This is a genomic window from Delftia sp. PX-1 (assembly GCF_055797465.1).
In genome coordinates this window covers 2,262,427-2,278,525 of record NZ_CP184763.1, presented here as the reverse complement: position 1 = coordinate 2,278,525, position 16,099 = coordinate 2,262,427, and the positions used below count along the sequence as shown (strand labels likewise).

The following is a 16,099-nucleotide window of genomic DNA, read 5'->3' as shown; positions in this document are numbered from 1 at the left end:
CCGCGGGGCCTTTTTTCGTTCGGACCCCGGCGTGCGCCGGTCCCCTGCGCGCATGAAAAAAGCCGGGCAGTGCCCGGCTTTCGCGCATGACGCCCGAGGGCGCCGCGACTTCACAGCTTCTGCGCCGACATGAAGGCGTCGTAGCGCGCCTCGGCGAAGCGGAACCACAGCACCTCGTCGCGCTGGAAGTTGCGGTAGTCGCTGTAGATCTTCTTCCATGCAGGGTTTTTCTCGGCCAGCTCCGCATAGACCGCCATGGTGGTCTTGTAGGAGGCATCGAGCACGGTCTGCGGGAAGGCCAGCACCTTGGCCTTGCTGGCCACCAGTTGCTTGAGCGCGCCGGGATTGCGCGCGTCGTAGCGGGCCTGGGTGACCACATGGGCCTCGTGCGAGGCGGCCTGCACCATGGCGCGCTGCTCGGGCGTCAGCGCGGCCAGCGCCTTCTGGTTCACGTAGAACTCGAGGTTCAGGCTGCCTTCCCACCAGCCGGGGTAGTAGTAGAACGGCGCGACCTTGTTGAAGCCCAGCTTGAGGTCGTCATAGGGGCCGATCCATTCGGCCGCATCGATGGTGCCCTTTTCCAGCGCCTGGTAGATTTCGCCACCCGGGATGTTCTGGGGCACGCCGCCCATGCGCTCGATGATCCGGCCCGCGAAGCCGCCGATGCGGAACTTCAGGCCCTTGATGTCCTCGGTCGTCTTGACCTCCTTGCGGAACCAGCCCCCCATCTGGGCGCCGGTGTTGCCGCCCAGGAAGTTGACGATGCCGTATTCGGCATAGAACTCGCGCATCAGCTTGCCGCCGTTGCCGTCCACGTTCCAGGCCGTGAGCTGGCGCGAGTTCATGCCGAACGGAATGGCGCCGCCGATGGCAAAGGCCTCGTTCTTGCCGAAGAAGTAGTAGGGCGCCGTGTGCGCGATCTCCACCGTGCCGTTTTGCACGCCATCGACCACGCCGAAGGCGGGCATCAGCTCGCCGGCCGCATGCACCGACACCTCGAACTTGCCGCCCGACATTTCCTTGATCGCCTTGGAAAACACCTCGGCAGAGCCGTAGATGGTGTCCAGCGAACGCGGAAAGCTGGACGCCAGGCGCCAGCGCACCGCCGCCTGCGCATGAACGGCTGGCGCCGCTGCGGCAGTCAATACGCCGGCCAGACCGGCGTGCTTGAGTGCTTTTCTTCTGTCCATCTCTGTCTCCTCCTGATTCGCTCTGCTTGAGAGCATTCAAAAAAGGCCGGACTGCTCTTGGCAGCTCGGCCCACATACATCATCGGAACAAAAAAGCCCGCCGTCCCCGCTGCATTTCGCAGAGGGGACGCGGGCTTGGCCTGCAGGCGTGGAAGGCATGGACCGTCCTTGTGCGTGCTGCTGGCTGCAGACCTGCTTACAGCTTGGCCGTGGTCATGTAGCTGTTGTAGCGGAACTCCGAGAAGCGCTCCCACAGCAGCTGGTCGCGCTGGAAGGTGCGCAGGCTCTGGTTGATCTTCTTGAACATGGGCGACTTGGCGTCATGCTCGGCCATGATCTCCATGACGGCCTTGTAGCCGGCATCCATGAAGTCCTTGGGGAAGGCCTTGAGCTGGGTCTTGTCGGCCACCAGCTTCTTGAGCGCCACGGGGTTGTTGGCGTCGTACTTGGCCGTCATGTCGCGCGCTGCCACGTTGCAGGCCGCATCGACCATGGCCTTGTACTCGGGCGACAGGGCCGCATACGCCTTGGTGTTGATGAAGAACTCCAGCTCGGCGCCGCCTTCCCACCAGCCGGGGTAGTAGTAGTAGGGAGCGACCTTGTTGAAGCCCAGCTTCTGGTCGTCGTACGGACCCACGAACTCCACGGCATCCAGCGTGCCCTTTTCAAGCGCCTGGTAGACCTCGCCCACGGGCATGTTCTGCGCGACCACGCCGAGCTTGAGCATGGCGTCGCCGAACAGGCCGCCGCCCAGGCGCATCTTCAGGCCCTTGAGATCGGCCACCGACTTGATCTCCTTGCGGAACCAGCCGCCCATCTGGGTGCCCGTGTTGCCTGCGCTCTGGCTCTTGATGTTGTACTGGGCATAGAACTCGTCCATGAGCTTGCGGCCGCCGCCGTGCTCCATCCATGCATCCATCTGGCGCGCCGTCAGGCCGAAGGGCACGGCGCAGCCGAAGGCGAAGATGTAGTCCTTGCCGGTGAAGTAGTAGGGCGCCGTCAGCGCCATCTCGATGGTGCCGTTCTGGATGCCGTCGACCACGCCGAAGGCGGGCATCAGCTCACCGGCCGCATGCACCGAGACTTCGAACTTGCCGCCCGACATCGCCTTGAGCGTCTTGGAGAACATTTCGGCCGAGCCGAAGATGGTGTCCAGCGACTTGGGAAAGCTCGCGGCCAGACGCCAGCGGACCGCCTCCTGGGCGTGGACTGCGGGTGCGGCTCCCACAGCCAGCACGCCGGCGATTCCCGCATGTTTGATGATCGAACGACGGTCCATGAATGTCTCTCCGCGATGTGTTGTCAGTCAGAAAAAGCCACCACCACCCCTTGCTGCGCAAGGTCCGCTGCCCCTCCGAGGGGCCGCTTCTGCCTTGGGGGCCCGGCGGCAAAAAAAACGCACGTTCGCACGTGCATTCACACTGTATCAGGTGGTATCGATTCTAAAAACGCCGCAAAGCAAGCGCGGACGGGGTTTTCCCCCGCGTAGTCCTGCTCGGCATGCGCGATGCGCCCCATCGCGGGGCACAGGCCCGTCCCATCTTCAGGCCACGGCGCGCTCGGGCGCCAGGTGGGCGCGCACCGACGCCTCGATGCCGGCCGCGTCCAGCCCCTGCAGGGCCAGCAGCCTGGCGGGATCGCCGTGCTCGATGAACTCGTCGGGCAGGCCCAGCTGCAGCAGCTGTCGCGTGATGCCGGCAGCCTGCAGCGACTCGGCCACGGCGCTGCCTGCGCCACCCATGATGCAGCCCTCTTCCACGGTGACGATGAGCTCGTGCGTGGAGGCCACCTGGCGCAGCAGTTCCTCGTCCAGCGGCTTGGCCCAGCGCATGTTGACCACGGTGGCGTCCAGCGCCTCGGCTGCGGTCAGCGCGGGATACAGCAAGGTGCCGAAGGCCAGGATGGCGACCTTCTTCGCCGCCGATTCGCGGCGCACCTCGCCCTTGCCGAAGGGCAGGCCCTGCAGGCTCTCCAGCGGGGCCACGCCCACGCCCGCCCCACGCGGGTAGCGCACGGCCACCGGATGGTCCTGCTCGTAGGCCGTGGTGAGCAGTTGGCGGCATTCGCGCTCGTCGGCCGGGCAGGCCATGCTCATGTGGGGAACGCAGCGCACGAAGGCGATGTCGTAGGCACCGGCATGCGTGGCGCCGTCGGCGCCGACCAGGCCCGCACGGTCCAGCGCAAAGACCACGGGCAGCTTTTGCAGCGCCACGTCATGGATCAGCTGGTCGTAGGCGCGCTGCAGGAAGGTCGAGTAGATGGCGACCACGGGCTTGAGCCCCTCGCAGGCCATGCCGGCCGCGAAGGTGACGGCATGCTGCTCGGCAATGCCCACGTCGTAGTAGCGGCCCGGAAAGCGCTTGTGGAATTCCACCATGCCCGAGCCCTCGCGCATGGCGGGGGTGATACCCACCAGGCGCTGGTCCTTGTTCGCCATGTCGCACAGCCACTGGCCGAAGACCTGGGTGAAGGTCTGCTTCGGGGGCGTGGCCGGCTTGACCAGGCCCACGCTGGGGTCGAACTTGCCGGGGCCGTGGTAGGCCACGGGGTCGGCCTCGGCCAGCTTGTAGCCCTGGCCCTTCTTCGTGACCACATGCAGGAACTGCGGGCCCTTGAGGCTCTTGATGTTCTCCAGCGTGGGGATCAGCGAGTCCAGGTCATGCCCGTCGATGGGGCCGATGTAGTTGAAGCCGAAGTTCTCGAACAGCGTGGCCGGCACGACCATGCCCTTGGCCTGTTGCTCCAGCCGCTTGGCCAGCTCCAGCAGCGGCGGCACCTGCTTGAGCACGCTCTTGCCCATGTCGCGCGCCTTGGCATAGAACTGCCCGCTCATGAGCTGGGCCAGGTAGCGGTTGAGCGCGCCCACGGGCGGGCTGATGCTCATGTCGTTGTCGTTGAGGATGACCAGCAGGTTGGCATCGGTCACGCCGGCGTTGTTCAGCGCCTCGAAGGCCATGCCGGCCGTCATGGCGCCGTCGCCGATGACGGCGATGGCGCGGCGGTCCTCGCCCTTTTGCTTGGCGGCCAGGGCCATGCCCAGGGCGGCCGAGATGCTGGTGGAGGAGTGGGCCGTGCCGAAGGTGTCGTACTCGCTCTCGGCGCGCTGCGGAAAGCCCGACAGGCCGCCGAACTGGCGCAGCGACGCCATGCGCTCGCGCCGGCCCGTGAGGATCTTGTGCGGATAGGTCTGGTGGCCCACGTCCCAGACCACGCGGTCGTAGGGCGTGTCGAACACCGCATGCAGCGCCACCGTCAGCTCCACCGTGCCCAGGTTGGAACTCAGATGCCCGCCGGTCTTGGAGACGCTGTCGAGCACATAGGCACGCAGCTGCTGGGCCAGGGTCTTGAGTTCGGCACGCGACAGACGCCTCAGATCCGCGGGATCGTCGATGGTCTGCAGCAGGGAGTAGGTGTTCGTGGTCATGCTAGATATCTTGATGGCCGCAAGACCATCGCCCATATTTTCGTATCAGTTGCCTGTGGCATCGAACGCCACCCTTGCAAGTAGCGCGCCCCCACCAAGGGACACCGAGCAAGGGCCGCCCCGCAGCGAGGGTGTCGCCCCCCTCCCCCGCGAAGCGGGTAGAGAGGGGGAAGGCGCGAAGCGACTCAGGGGGTGCTTCATTGTCAGTGAGTGCGGCTCACGACCATGTCGGCCAGTGCCGCCAGGGCCCGCGTGTCCGGCAGGCCGCTGCGCGCCAGCGCCGCGTGCGCCAGGGCGCACAGCTCGTCGGCATGGGCGCGGGCCTGGTCCAGGCCCAGCAGCGAGACATAGGTCGGCTTGTCGTTGGCCGCGTCCTTGCCGGCCGTCTTGCCCAGGGTGGCCGAGTCGGCCACCACGTCGAGGATGTCATCCACCACCTGGAAGGCCACGCCCAGCGCCTGCCCGTAGTCGGACAGCGCCTGCCAGGCCTGGGCATCCACGCCCTCCTTGCAGGCTGCGCCCATGAGCACGCTGGCATGCAGCAGGGCGCCGGTCTTGAGGCGGTGCATCTCGCGCAGTTGGGCCTCGCTCAGTTGCAGGCCCACGCTGGCCAGGTCGATGGCCTGGCCACCGGCCATGCCCTGCGCGCCTGCGGCACGGCCCAGCAGCCGGCACAGCCGCGCCTGCAGCGCATCGGGCATGCCGTCAGCCTCGTCGGGCGCGGGCACGAGCAGCTCGAAGGCCAGTGCCTGCAGCGCATCGCCGGCCAGCAGGGCCGAGGCCTCGCCGAACTGCACATGGACCGTGGGCTTGCCACGGCGCAGCACGTCGTTGTCCATGCAGGGCATGTCGTCGTGCACCAGCGAATAGGCATGGATCAGTTCCACGGCGCAGCCGGCACGCACGGCGGCCGACGGCAGGCCGGCCACGGCATCGGCCGCAGCCCAGACCAGCAGCGGGCGCAGGCGCTTGCCGCCATCGAGCACGGCGTATCGCATGGCTTCGCCCAGGCCGGCCGGCGCATCCACGCCCACCCATTGGGACAGCGCGCTTTCGGTGCGCGCCAGGCGGTCGTTCATCCAGCAGGGAAAATCCAGCGCGCCAAGGCCCGGCGCCTGGGAAACATCGGAAGCGGAAGTCATCAGGGCACTCATGGCAATCTTCAATCCTGGCTCCAAGGGGCCAGGGTCCCCTCGTCTAGCACCTTGACCTGCTCCTGCACCGCGTCGAGCTGGCCACGGCAGTAGCCGAGCAGCTGCGCCGCGCGCTGGTAGCCGGCCAGCATCTGCTCCAGAGGCAGCTGGCCCGACTCGATCTGCGCGATGAGCTGCTCCAGCTCCTGCAGCGCGGATTCGTAACTGGTGGGCTCGGCGGGAGCCTTGGGGGCAGCCTTGGGCATGTGGCGTTGGCAGTGCGTTGTGGGGAACCGACGATTCTAGGCGTCCCTCCGCGACCGCGCCGCCAATAACCGGACAGCCCTTGACAGGCGCCATCGGCCGCTTGCAATACACGTACCGGGCATCCGGAAATAACCCCACGGGCTATAATCCCATTCCCCGCCAAACCGGCCCCTTGCCTAGGCATGCGGTCGGGCTCACCGACAAGACAGGACGCCTCGGGCGCCGCTTGTTTTCAAGTCGTGAAGCCTGTCTCCATGTCCAGGAACGGCCGGTTTTGCTTTTTCCAATCCCGTGCGCACGCGCACCCTCCCTGTGGGGAGTCTTTAGGTCAGGTCACCCATGTCTGATTTAAGTCTTCAACTGCAGCAGGCCGCAAGCCAACTACCAGTTTCCAGCTACTTCGACCCTGCGCTGTTCCAGCGTGAGTTGGAGACCATCTTTCAACGCGGCCCGCGCTACGTGGGCCACCAACTGGCCGTTCCCGAGATAGGCGACTACTACGCCCTGCCCCAGGAAAAGGAAGGCCGTGCGCTGGTGCGCAACGCCAGGGGGCAGGTGGAGCTGATCTCCAACGTCTGCCGCCACCGCCAGGCCGTGATGCTCAAGGGCAGGGGCAACCTGATGACCGAAGGCAAGGGCCATGCGGGGGGCAACATCGTCTGCCCGCTGCACCGCTGGACCTACAGCACCAGCGGCGAGCTGCTGGGCGCACCGCACTTCAGCCACGATCCCTGCCTGAACCTGAACAACTACCGGCTGCGCGAGTGGAACGGCCTGCTGTTCGAGGACAACGGCCGCGACATCGAGGCCGACCTCGCCGGCATGAAGCTGCGCGAGCAGCTGAGCTTCGAGGGCTTCGTGCTCGACCATGTCGAGATGCACGAGTGCAACTACAACTGGAAGACCTTCATCGAGGTCTACCTCGAGGACTACCACGTGGGCCCGTTCCATCCGGGCCTGGGCAACTTCGTGACCTGCGATGACCTGCAGTGGGAGTTTTCCAGGGAGTACTCGGTGCAGACCGTGGGCGTGGCGCCCGGCTTTGCCCGGCCCGGCTCGGACACCTACAGGAAGTGGCACGACGTGCTGCTGGCCTACCGCAACGGCGAGCTGCCCGAACGCGGAGCGATCTGGCTGACCTACTACCCGCACATCATGGTGGAGTGGTATCCGCACGTGCTCACGGTCTCGACCCTGCACCCGCTGGCCGTGGACCGGACACTGAACGTGGTCGAGTTCTACTACCCCGAAGAGATCGCCGCCTTCGAGCCCGAATTCGTGCAGGCGCAAAAGGCCGCCTACATGGAGACCTGCATCGAGGACGACGAGATCGGCGAGCGCATGGACGCCGGCCGCAGAGCGCTGTACGAGCGCGGCGACAACGAGGTCGGCCCCTACCAGAGCCCCATGGAAGACGGCATGCAGCACTTCCATGAGTGGTATCGCGGCGTGATGGGCGACGCAGTCCCCGCACGCTGATCGGCTCCGGCTCTTCCGACGGCCCGCATTCGTGCGGGCCGTCTGCATTGGGCCTCCTGCATCGGGCCGCCTTCATCGAGCGGCAGGCCCGCCGCACAGCTCTTCTGAATGCAAGCGCCCTGGTGTGCCCAATGGGCAGGGCTGGCGACTGCAATGCATCCCGAGGCAGATCCAATGTCTTGGCTTATGCAATACAGTGCCTTGCGCGTGCCCCTGCCGCGGCCCCGGGCCGTAGACAGCCAGGCGGCATGCGCCAAAAACAAAACCCAACCCTTTTCTCGTCCAGCGCCGCGGTCCTTGTGCGGCTCTATCCGGTCATTAATATGCAAGCCCTGTGGATGGTGGCGGCCGCATTCGTCTTTGCGGTCATGAGTGTGTGTGTGAAGTTCGCCTCCCAGGATTTCAACGCGGCGGAGATCGTCTTCTACCGCGGGCTGGTCAGCATGGTGGCGCTGTGGTGGCTGGCGCGCCACCAGGGCATTTCGCTGGCCACGCGCTACCCGCGCGAGCATGCCTGGCGCAGCTTCGTGGGCGTGACTTCCATGGGCGCCTGGTTCTACTCCATCGGCCACCTGCCGCTGGCCACGGCCGCCACCTTCAACTCCATGAGCAGCATCTGGATGGCGGTGTTTCTGATCGGCCAGGGCCTGCTGCTGCGCCACCAGCTGCGCCGCCAGCCCGAATCGCATGCGCTGCGCGCACTGCCGCCGTTTCCCTGGAGCCTGGTCGCCACCGTGGCCCTGGGCTTCGTTGGCGTGATCCTGGTGCTGCGCCCCAGCGCGGCGCCGCAGGAATTCGTGGCCAGCGCGGGCGGCCTGATCGGCGGGGTGTTCGCCGCCATGGCCTATATGCAGGTGGCCACGCTGTCGCGCATGGGCGAGCCCGAGGCGCGCGTGGTCTTCTACTTCGCACTGGGCTCGGCCGTGGCCGGCGCCCTGGCCATGTGCTTCACGGGCGTGTCCGCCTGGCCGGGCTGGCGCGCGCTGTGGCTGCTGCCCGTGGGCGTGCTGGCTGCCGTGGCCCAGGTCTGCATGACGGCGGCCTACGCTTCGGCCGGCAACAGCCGCAATACCCTGGTGGTGGCCAATCTGCAGTACTCGGGCATCGTCTTTGCCGCCCTGCTGAGCCTGGCGCTGTTCGGCGAAAGCGTGCCGCTGATCGGCTGGGCCGGCATCGTGCTGATCGTGGCCAGCGGCGCACTGGCCACGGCCCTGCGTTCACGCGGCTGACGGCGACGGCCCGCCTGGGGCCGTCGCATAATGGATCGGACCTTTTGCCGCAGGCGCACCGCCGCCTGCGCTGGCTTTCGGAGTTCCGCATCCATGACATCCAACACCTCCTCCTACCAGACCCTGATCTCCGTCCAGGAACTGGCCGCGCTGCAGTCCGGCGGCCGTCCGCTGATGGTCTTTGACTGCAGCTTCGACCTGGCCCAACCCGCAGCCGGCAAGGCGCAGTACCTGCAGGCGCATATTCCCGGCGCCGTCTTCGCCGACCTGGACCATGACCTCAGCGCAAAACACGGCGTGCCCGGCGCACATGGCAGCGTGGCGGCCAGCGAGCAGGCCGCCTCGGGCGGCCGCCACCCGCTGCCCAGCCGCGAGCTGTTTGCCATGTGGCTGTCGGAGATCGGTTTTTCCAACGACATGCAGGCCGTGGTCTATGACCGCAATGGCGCCAACTACTGCGGGCGCCTGTGGTGGATGCTGCAGTGGGCCGGACATGGCGATGTGGCCGTGCTCGACGGAGGTCTCCAGGCCTGGCAGGCCGCAGGCCAGCCTGTGGCATCGGGCGAGGAAAGCGCGCGCTTTCAGTCCAACTTCGAGCTGCACGAGCCGCTGCAGCAGCTGGTGACGGCACAGCAGGTGCTAGATGCACTGGGCAGCGCCGGCCAGACCGTGGTCGATGCGCGCGCGCCGGCACGCTATCGCGGCGAAGTCGAGCCGCTGGACCCCGTGGCCGGCCATATCCCGGGCGCACTGAACAGGCCCTTCACCGAAAACATTGCGGCCGACGGCCGCTTCAAGCCCGCCGCCCTGCTGCGCGCCGAGTTCGACCGGCTGCTGGCCGGCCGCGATCCGGCCAGCGTGGTCCACCAGTGCGGCAGCGGCGTGAGCGCCCTGCCCAACCTGCTGGCCATGCGCATTGCAGGACTGCCGCCGGCACGGCTTTTCGCGGGCAGCTGGAGCGAGTGGTGCAGTGACCCGAAGAGGCCGGTGGAGCGCGGCTAATTCGGCTTATGCCCGCCCCTGGGAGGCTGCACAATGACAGCACTGTGTCAAAAGGCCGACATGCAACAACACCACTGCAGCGGCCTGCTCCCAGGCCCCCGGACGGCAGAGGCCGGGCGAAATCGAGTCATCCAAACCTTGCTACAGGTGTAAGGTAAATCTTACAAACGCCGTCTCACAACCAGACATCCGGCGCAGACCTGCCCCGACTTCAACGGCCAGGGACCCTCCTCCAAAATCCATCCCAACAGATCGCAACAGGTTGAACATCTTGTTTCTACCCCGGTGTTGCGGCTGCCGAGATGCAAAGGATGGTCCTATGAACAATGAACAGCTGCTTGCCGAAATCCGCGAAGCCAACCTCACTTACCTGATGCTGGCCCAGACCCTGATCCGCCAGGACAAGGCGGAAGCGGTGTTCCGCCTGGGACTGAACGAAGAATCCTGCGACCTGCTGGCCGCGCTGTCGGCAGCCCAGGTGCTGAAGCTGGCCTCGCGCAATACCCTGCTCGCCAGCTTCCGCGTGGACGACGAAATGGTCTGGAGCTTGCTGACCAACCACAGCAGCAACAAGATCGGCAACGGTGCGACCAATACGCTGCACGCCAACATCCTGATGGCCAGCCGCGTTTCCGAAGTCCTCTGATCCGCCCGAAGAACTCTGGAGCCCGCCATGTCCACCGCCGTCAAAAGTGTCCTGAACGAGTCCAAGCAGATCGAGCGTGCCGCCATGCTCATCGAGATGGGTGCACGCATGCAGGTGCTCGAATCCGAGACCACGCTGTCCTACGAGCGCCTGATCCGCCTGTACAAGGAGATCGCCGGCAAGTCGCCATCCAAGGGCCAGCTGCCGTTCTCGACCGACTGGTTCCTGACCTGGCAGGAGAACATCCACAGTTCGCTGTTCCTGAATATCTACGAATACCTGTCCAAGGGCGCCGAGCTGGATGCCGTTGAACAACTGACCAAGGCCTACCGTCTCTATACCGAGCAGATCCAGGCCGCCGAGCTGGAGGCGCTGCTGTCCTTCACACGCGCATGGCGCCTGGTGAAGTTTGTCGATGCGCAGATGCTGACCCGCACCCAGTGCTCCGTGTGCAAGGGCCAGTTCGTGACCGAGCCCTACGAGAACGAGCGCCACTACCAGTGCGGCCTGTGCAATCCGCCCGCACGCGCCGGCAAGAGCAAGAGCGCCGGCTCCCTGATGCTGCATTGAGCCCCTGCATCGCCGCAGCGATGCACCAGCACGGATTCAGACCGTCTCGCCGCCTGCCCTGGCGGCGCAGTCGCTGGCGAACTGCGGCAACTGCTCTCCCGGCAGGGCCCGGCTGAAGTACCAGCCCTGCACCAGCAGCTCGCCCTCGAAGCCCAGGGCCTGCAGCTGCGCCTGGGTCTCCACGCCTTCGGCCACCACGTTCAGCTGCAGCGCCTCGCAAAAGCGCAGCAGGCCGTCCAGCACCAGCGCGCCCTTGGCATGACCGCTGGCCACGACGAAGCTGCGGTCGATCTTGATGGCATCCACGTCGAACTGGTGCAGGTAGCTCATGGACGAGAAGCCGGTGCCGAAGTCGTCTATGGCCACCTTGGCGCCCAGCGCGTGGATCTGGCCTATGGCCTTGCGGATCGCCTCCACATCGCCCACCAGCGCTTCCTCCGTGATCTCCACGCCCACCTGGCCCCTGGCCTGCGCCAGCAGCATCAGCAGGCGCGAGCAGTACTCGGGCGATGTCAGCGTGGCGCCCGTGACATTGATGCTGATCGGCAGGGAAAAACCGTGCTGGCGCCACAGCCGGCATTGGCGCACGGCAGCGCCCGCCACCCACAGATCGACCTCGCGCATCAGGCCGGCATCACCCAGCCAGCGCAGAAAGCCGCCGGGCTGCTGCAGCCTGCCCTGCGAATCGTGGGCGCGCAACAGGGCCTCGCAGCCCAGGCACAAGCCGCTGCGGTGCGAGACCTGGGGCTGGAATTCCAGGTGGAATTCGTACTCGCTGATGCGGCGGATATGGGACAGCATGGTCTCGCGCCGGGCCTGGGTCTCGTGCGCCAGCACCAGCGGATCGCGCGTGACCAGGCCTGCCTCCTCGGGCAGCCGGGAGAACGTGGTGTCCAGCGCGCGCAGCACGATGGCGCCATCGTCCTGGCCCAGCCGGTCGATGGAGCGCACATAAGGCGCATAGACCAGCGCCCCCAACACCGTCAGCGCCAGTTGCAGCACCACGGCGCCCATGTCGCCGCCCGTGCTCACGTAGGCATTGAAGACCACGGGCGCGGTCAGGGGCAGCACCATCGAGGCCGGAGCCACCCAGCCGGCCTGCACCACCGTGACGGCCACGACCAGGTTGATGGCGGGCACCGCCAGAAAAGGCACGAGCAGGCGCAGGTTCAGGATGACCGGCAGGCCGAACAGCAGGATCTCGTTGACGTTGAGCAGGGAGATGGGCAACGCGGCCAGCGCCAGCATGCGCAGGCCGCGCCCCTTGCAAAACAGCAGCACGGCCAGCGCCAGTGACAGCGTGGCCCCCGAGCCGCCGATGAAGACGAAGGACCCCATCAGGCCGCCGTTGAGCGCCCAGGGCGCCACCAGCCCCTTGGCCACGGCGGCGGCGTTGGCCAGCACGGCCTGGTCCAGCACCTGGAAGAAGGGTTGCATGGCGTAGTAGCCCTGCACGCCAAAGAACCAGAGCACGGAATTGAGCAGCGTCAGCGTCAACCCGCTGCGATAGGGGCTCTCGGGGGTGGCGATGGCCAGCGGCAGTTCGGCCTGGGTGATATCGGGCAGCACCTGCTGCAGGCCCAGCAGCAGCACCACCAGCAGCAGCGCGACGATGGAGCCGGGCACGACCAGGTTCATCACCTCGCGTACGTTCTCGCCCACAAAGCCCGTGCGCGCAATGCGCGTCCAGCGCATGGCGCTGAGCCTGGCCATCAGCGGCACGGTGATCAGGGGCGAGGCTATGGCGATGAACAGCACCAGCGTGGCGGCCGCGCGCGGATGCTCGCGCAGCAGGAAGATGGCCATCTGCACATGGGCAAAGCACAGAAAGGTCACCGGCAGGCGCGGCAGCCTGTGGCGTATGGAGAGCATGTAGCCGATGGAGGCGGCCACCAGCAGCGGCAGGATGCTGCCGATCTGCGCATGCAGGCCCGCAAGAAGCTGCACCACGGGCTCGGGCTGGCCGGACATCTGCGCCAGCGCCGACAGTATGAGAAACAGGGCCGAGACCAGCAGGCATGGGACCAGCCAGAGCAGGCCTTCGCGTATGGCCCGCATGGAGTTGGCACCGGCCAGCCTGGCCAGGCGCTGCGTCAGGAACAGTTGCATGTCCGGGAACCCCGGCCATGGCGTCTTGTTGCCCATAAGCTCCCACCCTTCACTTCCCGGCAGGAGTCATGCGCCCCTGTCCGAAGCACATCCTACACGGCGGCCGGCCGGCGCCCTGCGCATGGCGGCGCGAGGGGCCTCCCGGCCCGCTCGCGCCCTCGCTCAGCCGGTATTGCGCACGCCGGCCGCAATGCCATTGATCGACAGGTGGATGCCGGTCTTGATGCGCTCATCGGTCTGGCCGCCGCGCCAGCGGCGCACCAGCTCCACCTGCAGATGGTGCAGCGGATCGATGTAGGGAAAGCGGTGGCGGATGGAGCGCGCCAGCGCCTCGTTGTGGGCCAGGCGCTGCTTGTCGCCCGTGATGCGCGCCAGCGCATCGACGGTGCTGTGCCACTCGGCCTCGATGGCGCTGAAGATGCGGCGGCGCAGGCGTGCGTCCGGCACCAGGTCGGCATAGCGCGAGGCCAGGTTCAGGTCGCTCTTGGCCAGCACCATGTCCATGTTGGACAGCAGGGTGCGGAAGAACGGCCACTGGCGGTACATCTTCTGCAGCAGGGCCAGCTGGGCCTTGCCATCCTTGCCCGGCTGCCCGATGAAGGCCTGCACCGCCGCGCCGAAGCCGTACCAGCCCGGCAGCGTGAGCCGGCACTGGCCCCAGCTGAAGCCCCAGGGAATGGCGCGCAGGTCCTCGATCTTCTGCGAGGGCTTGCGCGAGGCCGGGCGCGATCCGATGTTCAGCTCGGCAATCTCGCGGATGGGTGTGCTGCTGAAGAAGTAGCTGGTGAAGCCGGGAGTCTCGTACACCAGGGCGCGGTAGGCACCCATGCTGGCCTCGGACAGAAACGCCGCCGCGTCCAGGAAGGCGCGCGTGGCCGGCTTGGTCGGCTGCAGCAGCGTGGCCTCCAGCGTGGCGGCCACCAGGGTCTCCAGGTTGCGCCGGCCGATCTCGGGGTTGGCGTACTTGGAGGCGATGACCTCGCCCTGCTCGGTCAGCCGGATCTGGCCGCGCACGGTGCCCGGGGGCTGCGCCAGGATGGCCTGGTAGCTGGGGCCGCCGCCACGGCCCACCGTGCCGCCGCGGCCATGGAACATGCGCAGGCTGATGCCATGGCTGTCGGCCAGATCATCGAACAGCTCGACCAGCGAGATCTCGGCGCGGTACAGCTCCCAGTTGCTGGTGAAGATGCCGCCATCCTTGTTGCTGTCGCTGTAGCCCAGCATGATGTCCTGCTCGCCGCCGCTGCGCTGCACCATGGCCGCCACGCCGGGCAGCTGGAAGTAGCGCCGCATGATGGGCGCGGCGCTGCGCAGGTCGCCGATGGTCTCGAACAGCGGCACGACGATCACGTCGCAGACGGCGCCGTCGTCCAGCGTGCCGCGCAGCAGCCCCGCCTCCTTTTGCAGCAGCAGCACTTCCAGCAGGTCGCTGACCGACTCGGTGTGGCTGATGATGCAGTGGCGTATCGCCTCGGCGCCCAGGGTCGCGCGCAGGCGGCGCGCGGCCTCGAAGATGGCCAGTTCACCACGCGCATGCTCGGAATAGTCGGCGCCCACCACGCGCAGCGGCCGCGCCTCTTCCAGCAGGCGCACCAGCAGGGCGCACTTGGCGTCTTCCTGCAGGCCCGAATAGTCGGGCTCCAGGCGCGCGGTGGCCAGCAGCTCGGCCACCACCTCCTCATGCTTGTCCGAACTTTGGCGCAGATCCACGGTGGCAAGGTGGAAGCCGAAAACCTGCACGGCGCGCATCAGCGGACGCAGGCGCTGGGGCGCCAGCACCTCGCCATGGTTGCGGCTGAGCGAGTCGTCGATGACGCACAGGTCGGCCAGGAACTCCTCGGGCGAGGCATAGGCGTTCTGCGGCGCCACGGCATGGCGCGCGGCCTCGCCGCCGGTCAGCACCTTGAGCGTGGCGGCCAGGCGCGCGTAGATGCCGGTGAGCGCGCGGCGGTAGGGTTCGTCGGAGCGGTGCTCGTTGGTGTCGGGCGAGCGCTCTGCCAGCGCCTGCATCTCGGGCGTGACATCGGCCAGGCGCTGGGACAGCGACAGCTCGCCGCCCAGGTAGTGCACCTCGCGCAGATAGTGGCGCAGCGCCACGTCGGCCTGGCGCGACAGCGCCAGCTCCAGGCTCTGGGCCGTGACATTGGGGTTGCCGTCGCGGTCGCCGCCGATCCAGTGGCCCATGCGCAGGAAGCTGTGCACGGGCAGGGTGTTGCCCAGCTCCTGCTCCAGTTGCGCATACAGCTTGGGAATCTCGCGCAAGAAGGTGGCTTCGTAGTAGGACAGCGCGTTTTCGATCTCGTCGGCCACGGTGAGCTTGGAGTAGCGCAGCAGGCGTGTCTGCCACAGCTGGCTGACGCGGGCGCGCAGCTGGGCCTCGTTGCGTTCGAGTTCGCGCGGGGTGAGCGCGTCCTTGGCGCTGTTGTACAGCTGGGCGCGGGCCACGATGTCCTCGCGCGCGGCCAGCAGTTGGGAGATGTCGCGCTCGGCCACCAGGATGCTCTGGCGCTGCACTTCCGTGGGGTGGGCCGTGAGCACGGGCGCCACATAGCTCCTGGCCAGCGTCTGCGCCACGGTACCGGCCGAGATGCCGGCCCAGCGCAGCCGCGCCAGCGCCACTTCGATGCTGCCTTCCTGCGTGTTGCCCGCGCGCTCGTGCACGGCGCGGCGGCGGATGTGGTGGCGGTCCTCGGCCAGGTTGGCCAGATGGCTGAAATAGGTGAAGGCGCGGATCACGCTCACCGTCTGGTCCGTGGTCAGGCCCTTGAGCAGGCGCTTGAGCGCGCGGTCGGCGGTCTCGTCGGCATCGCGGCGGAAGGTCACCGACAGCTGGCGCACCTGCTCGATCAGCTCGAAGGCCGCCACGCCTTCCTGCTCGCGGATCACATCGCCCAGAATGCGCCCCAGCAGGCGTATGTCCTCGATCAGCGGCAGGTCCTTGTCCGTCTTGCGGACAGGCTTGTCATCACGCCTGTCATCTCGCGCATTGCTCTTGCGGGGGGCGGTGGCCATCAACGAATCTCCTGGAATCGGTCAGCGTATCGGTTTGC

At 67.0% G+C, this 16,099-nt stretch carries 12 protein-coding genes; 5 read left to right on the top strand and 7 right to left on the bottom strand.

Annotated elements, in window-relative coordinates; genetic code table 11:
* Positions 1-110 precede the first annotated feature (110 nt).
* The 5 genes from ACN20X_RS10570 to xseB form a co-directional block, all read right to left on the bottom strand.
* Positions 111-1,190, bottom strand: coding sequence for a TRAP transporter substrate-binding protein (locus ACN20X_RS10570; protein ID WP_016448928.1), 1,080 nt, complete (start codon positions 1,188-1,190; stop codon positions 111-113).
* Between the two features lie 196 nt (positions 1,191-1,386).
* Positions 1,387-2,469, bottom strand: a complete 1,083-nt coding sequence (locus ACN20X_RS10565) for a TRAP transporter substrate-binding protein (RefSeq protein ID WP_016452489.1) — start codon at positions 2,467-2,469, stop codon at positions 1,387-1,389.
* Positions 2,470-2,733: 264 nt separating this feature from the next.
* Positions 2,734-4,614 carry a 1-deoxy-D-xylulose-5-phosphate synthase gene (dxs, locus tag ACN20X_RS10560; RefSeq protein WP_473210567.1) on the bottom strand — a complete coding sequence of 627 codons (1,881 nt, stop codon included), beginning with the start codon at positions 4,612-4,614 and terminating at the stop codon, positions 2,734-2,736.
* A 203-nt stretch (positions 4,615-4,817) separates the two neighbouring features.
* Positions 4,818-5,768: a polyprenyl synthetase family protein gene (locus ACN20X_RS10555; RefSeq protein WP_473210566.1), complete on the bottom strand. Its 951-nt coding sequence runs from the start codon at positions 5,766-5,768 to the stop codon at positions 4,818-4,820.
* Between the two features lie 8 nt (positions 5,769-5,776).
* Positions 5,777-6,013, bottom strand: coding sequence for an exodeoxyribonuclease VII small subunit (gene xseB / locus ACN20X_RS10550; protein ID WP_016448932.1), 237 nt, complete (start codon positions 6,011-6,013; stop codon positions 5,777-5,779).
* Between the two features lie 340 nt (positions 6,014-6,353).
* Here xseB and ACN20X_RS10545 point away from each other — a divergent pair, with 340 nt between their 5' ends.
* From ACN20X_RS10545 to flhC, 5 genes are all read left to right on the top strand, one after another.
* On the top strand, positions 6,354-7,493 hold the full coding sequence (locus ACN20X_RS10545; RefSeq protein ID WP_016448933.1) for an aromatic ring-hydroxylating oxygenase subunit alpha: 1,140 nt from the start codon (positions 6,354-6,356) through the stop codon (positions 7,491-7,493).
* A 323-nt stretch (positions 7,494-7,816) separates the two neighbouring features.
* Positions 7,817-8,722, top strand: a complete 906-nt coding sequence (locus tag ACN20X_RS10540) for a DMT family transporter (RefSeq protein WP_016452492.1) — start codon at positions 7,817-7,819, stop codon at positions 8,720-8,722.
* Positions 8,723-8,815: 93 nt separating this feature from the next.
* Positions 8,816-9,724, top strand: coding sequence for a sulfurtransferase (locus ACN20X_RS10535; protein ID WP_047325849.1), 909 nt, complete (start codon positions 8,816-8,818; stop codon positions 9,722-9,724).
* 319 nt (positions 9,725-10,043) lie between these two features.
* The gene (gene flhD, locus ACN20X_RS10530) at positions 10,044-10,370 is read left to right on the top strand and encodes a flagellar transcriptional regulator FlhD (RefSeq protein ID WP_012204159.1); all 327 of its coding nucleotides are present in this window, start codon (positions 10,044-10,046) and stop codon (positions 10,368-10,370) included.
* Between the two features lie 27 nt (positions 10,371-10,397).
* The gene (flhC, locus tag ACN20X_RS10525; RefSeq protein WP_016448936.1) at positions 10,398-10,940 is read left to right on the top strand and encodes a flagellar transcriptional regulator FlhC; all 543 of its coding nucleotides are present in this window, start codon (positions 10,398-10,400) and stop codon (positions 10,938-10,940) included.
* A 36-nt stretch (positions 10,941-10,976) separates the two neighbouring features.
* Here flhC and ACN20X_RS10520 read toward each other — a convergent pair whose 3' ends face one another.
* Together ACN20X_RS10520 and ppc are read right to left on the bottom strand one after the other, a co-directional pair.
* A complete protein-coding gene (locus ACN20X_RS10520; RefSeq protein WP_016448937.1) occupies positions 10,977-13,085 on the bottom strand; it encodes an EAL domain-containing protein in 2,109 nt (702 codons plus the stop codon).
* Positions 13,086-13,211: 126 nt separating this feature from the next.
* Positions 13,212-16,061 carry a phosphoenolpyruvate carboxylase gene (gene ppc, locus ACN20X_RS10515; protein WP_016452495.1) on the bottom strand — a complete coding sequence of 950 codons (2,850 nt, stop codon included), beginning with the start codon at positions 16,059-16,061 and terminating at the stop codon, positions 13,212-13,214.
* Positions 16,062-16,099: the final 38 nt, after the last annotated feature.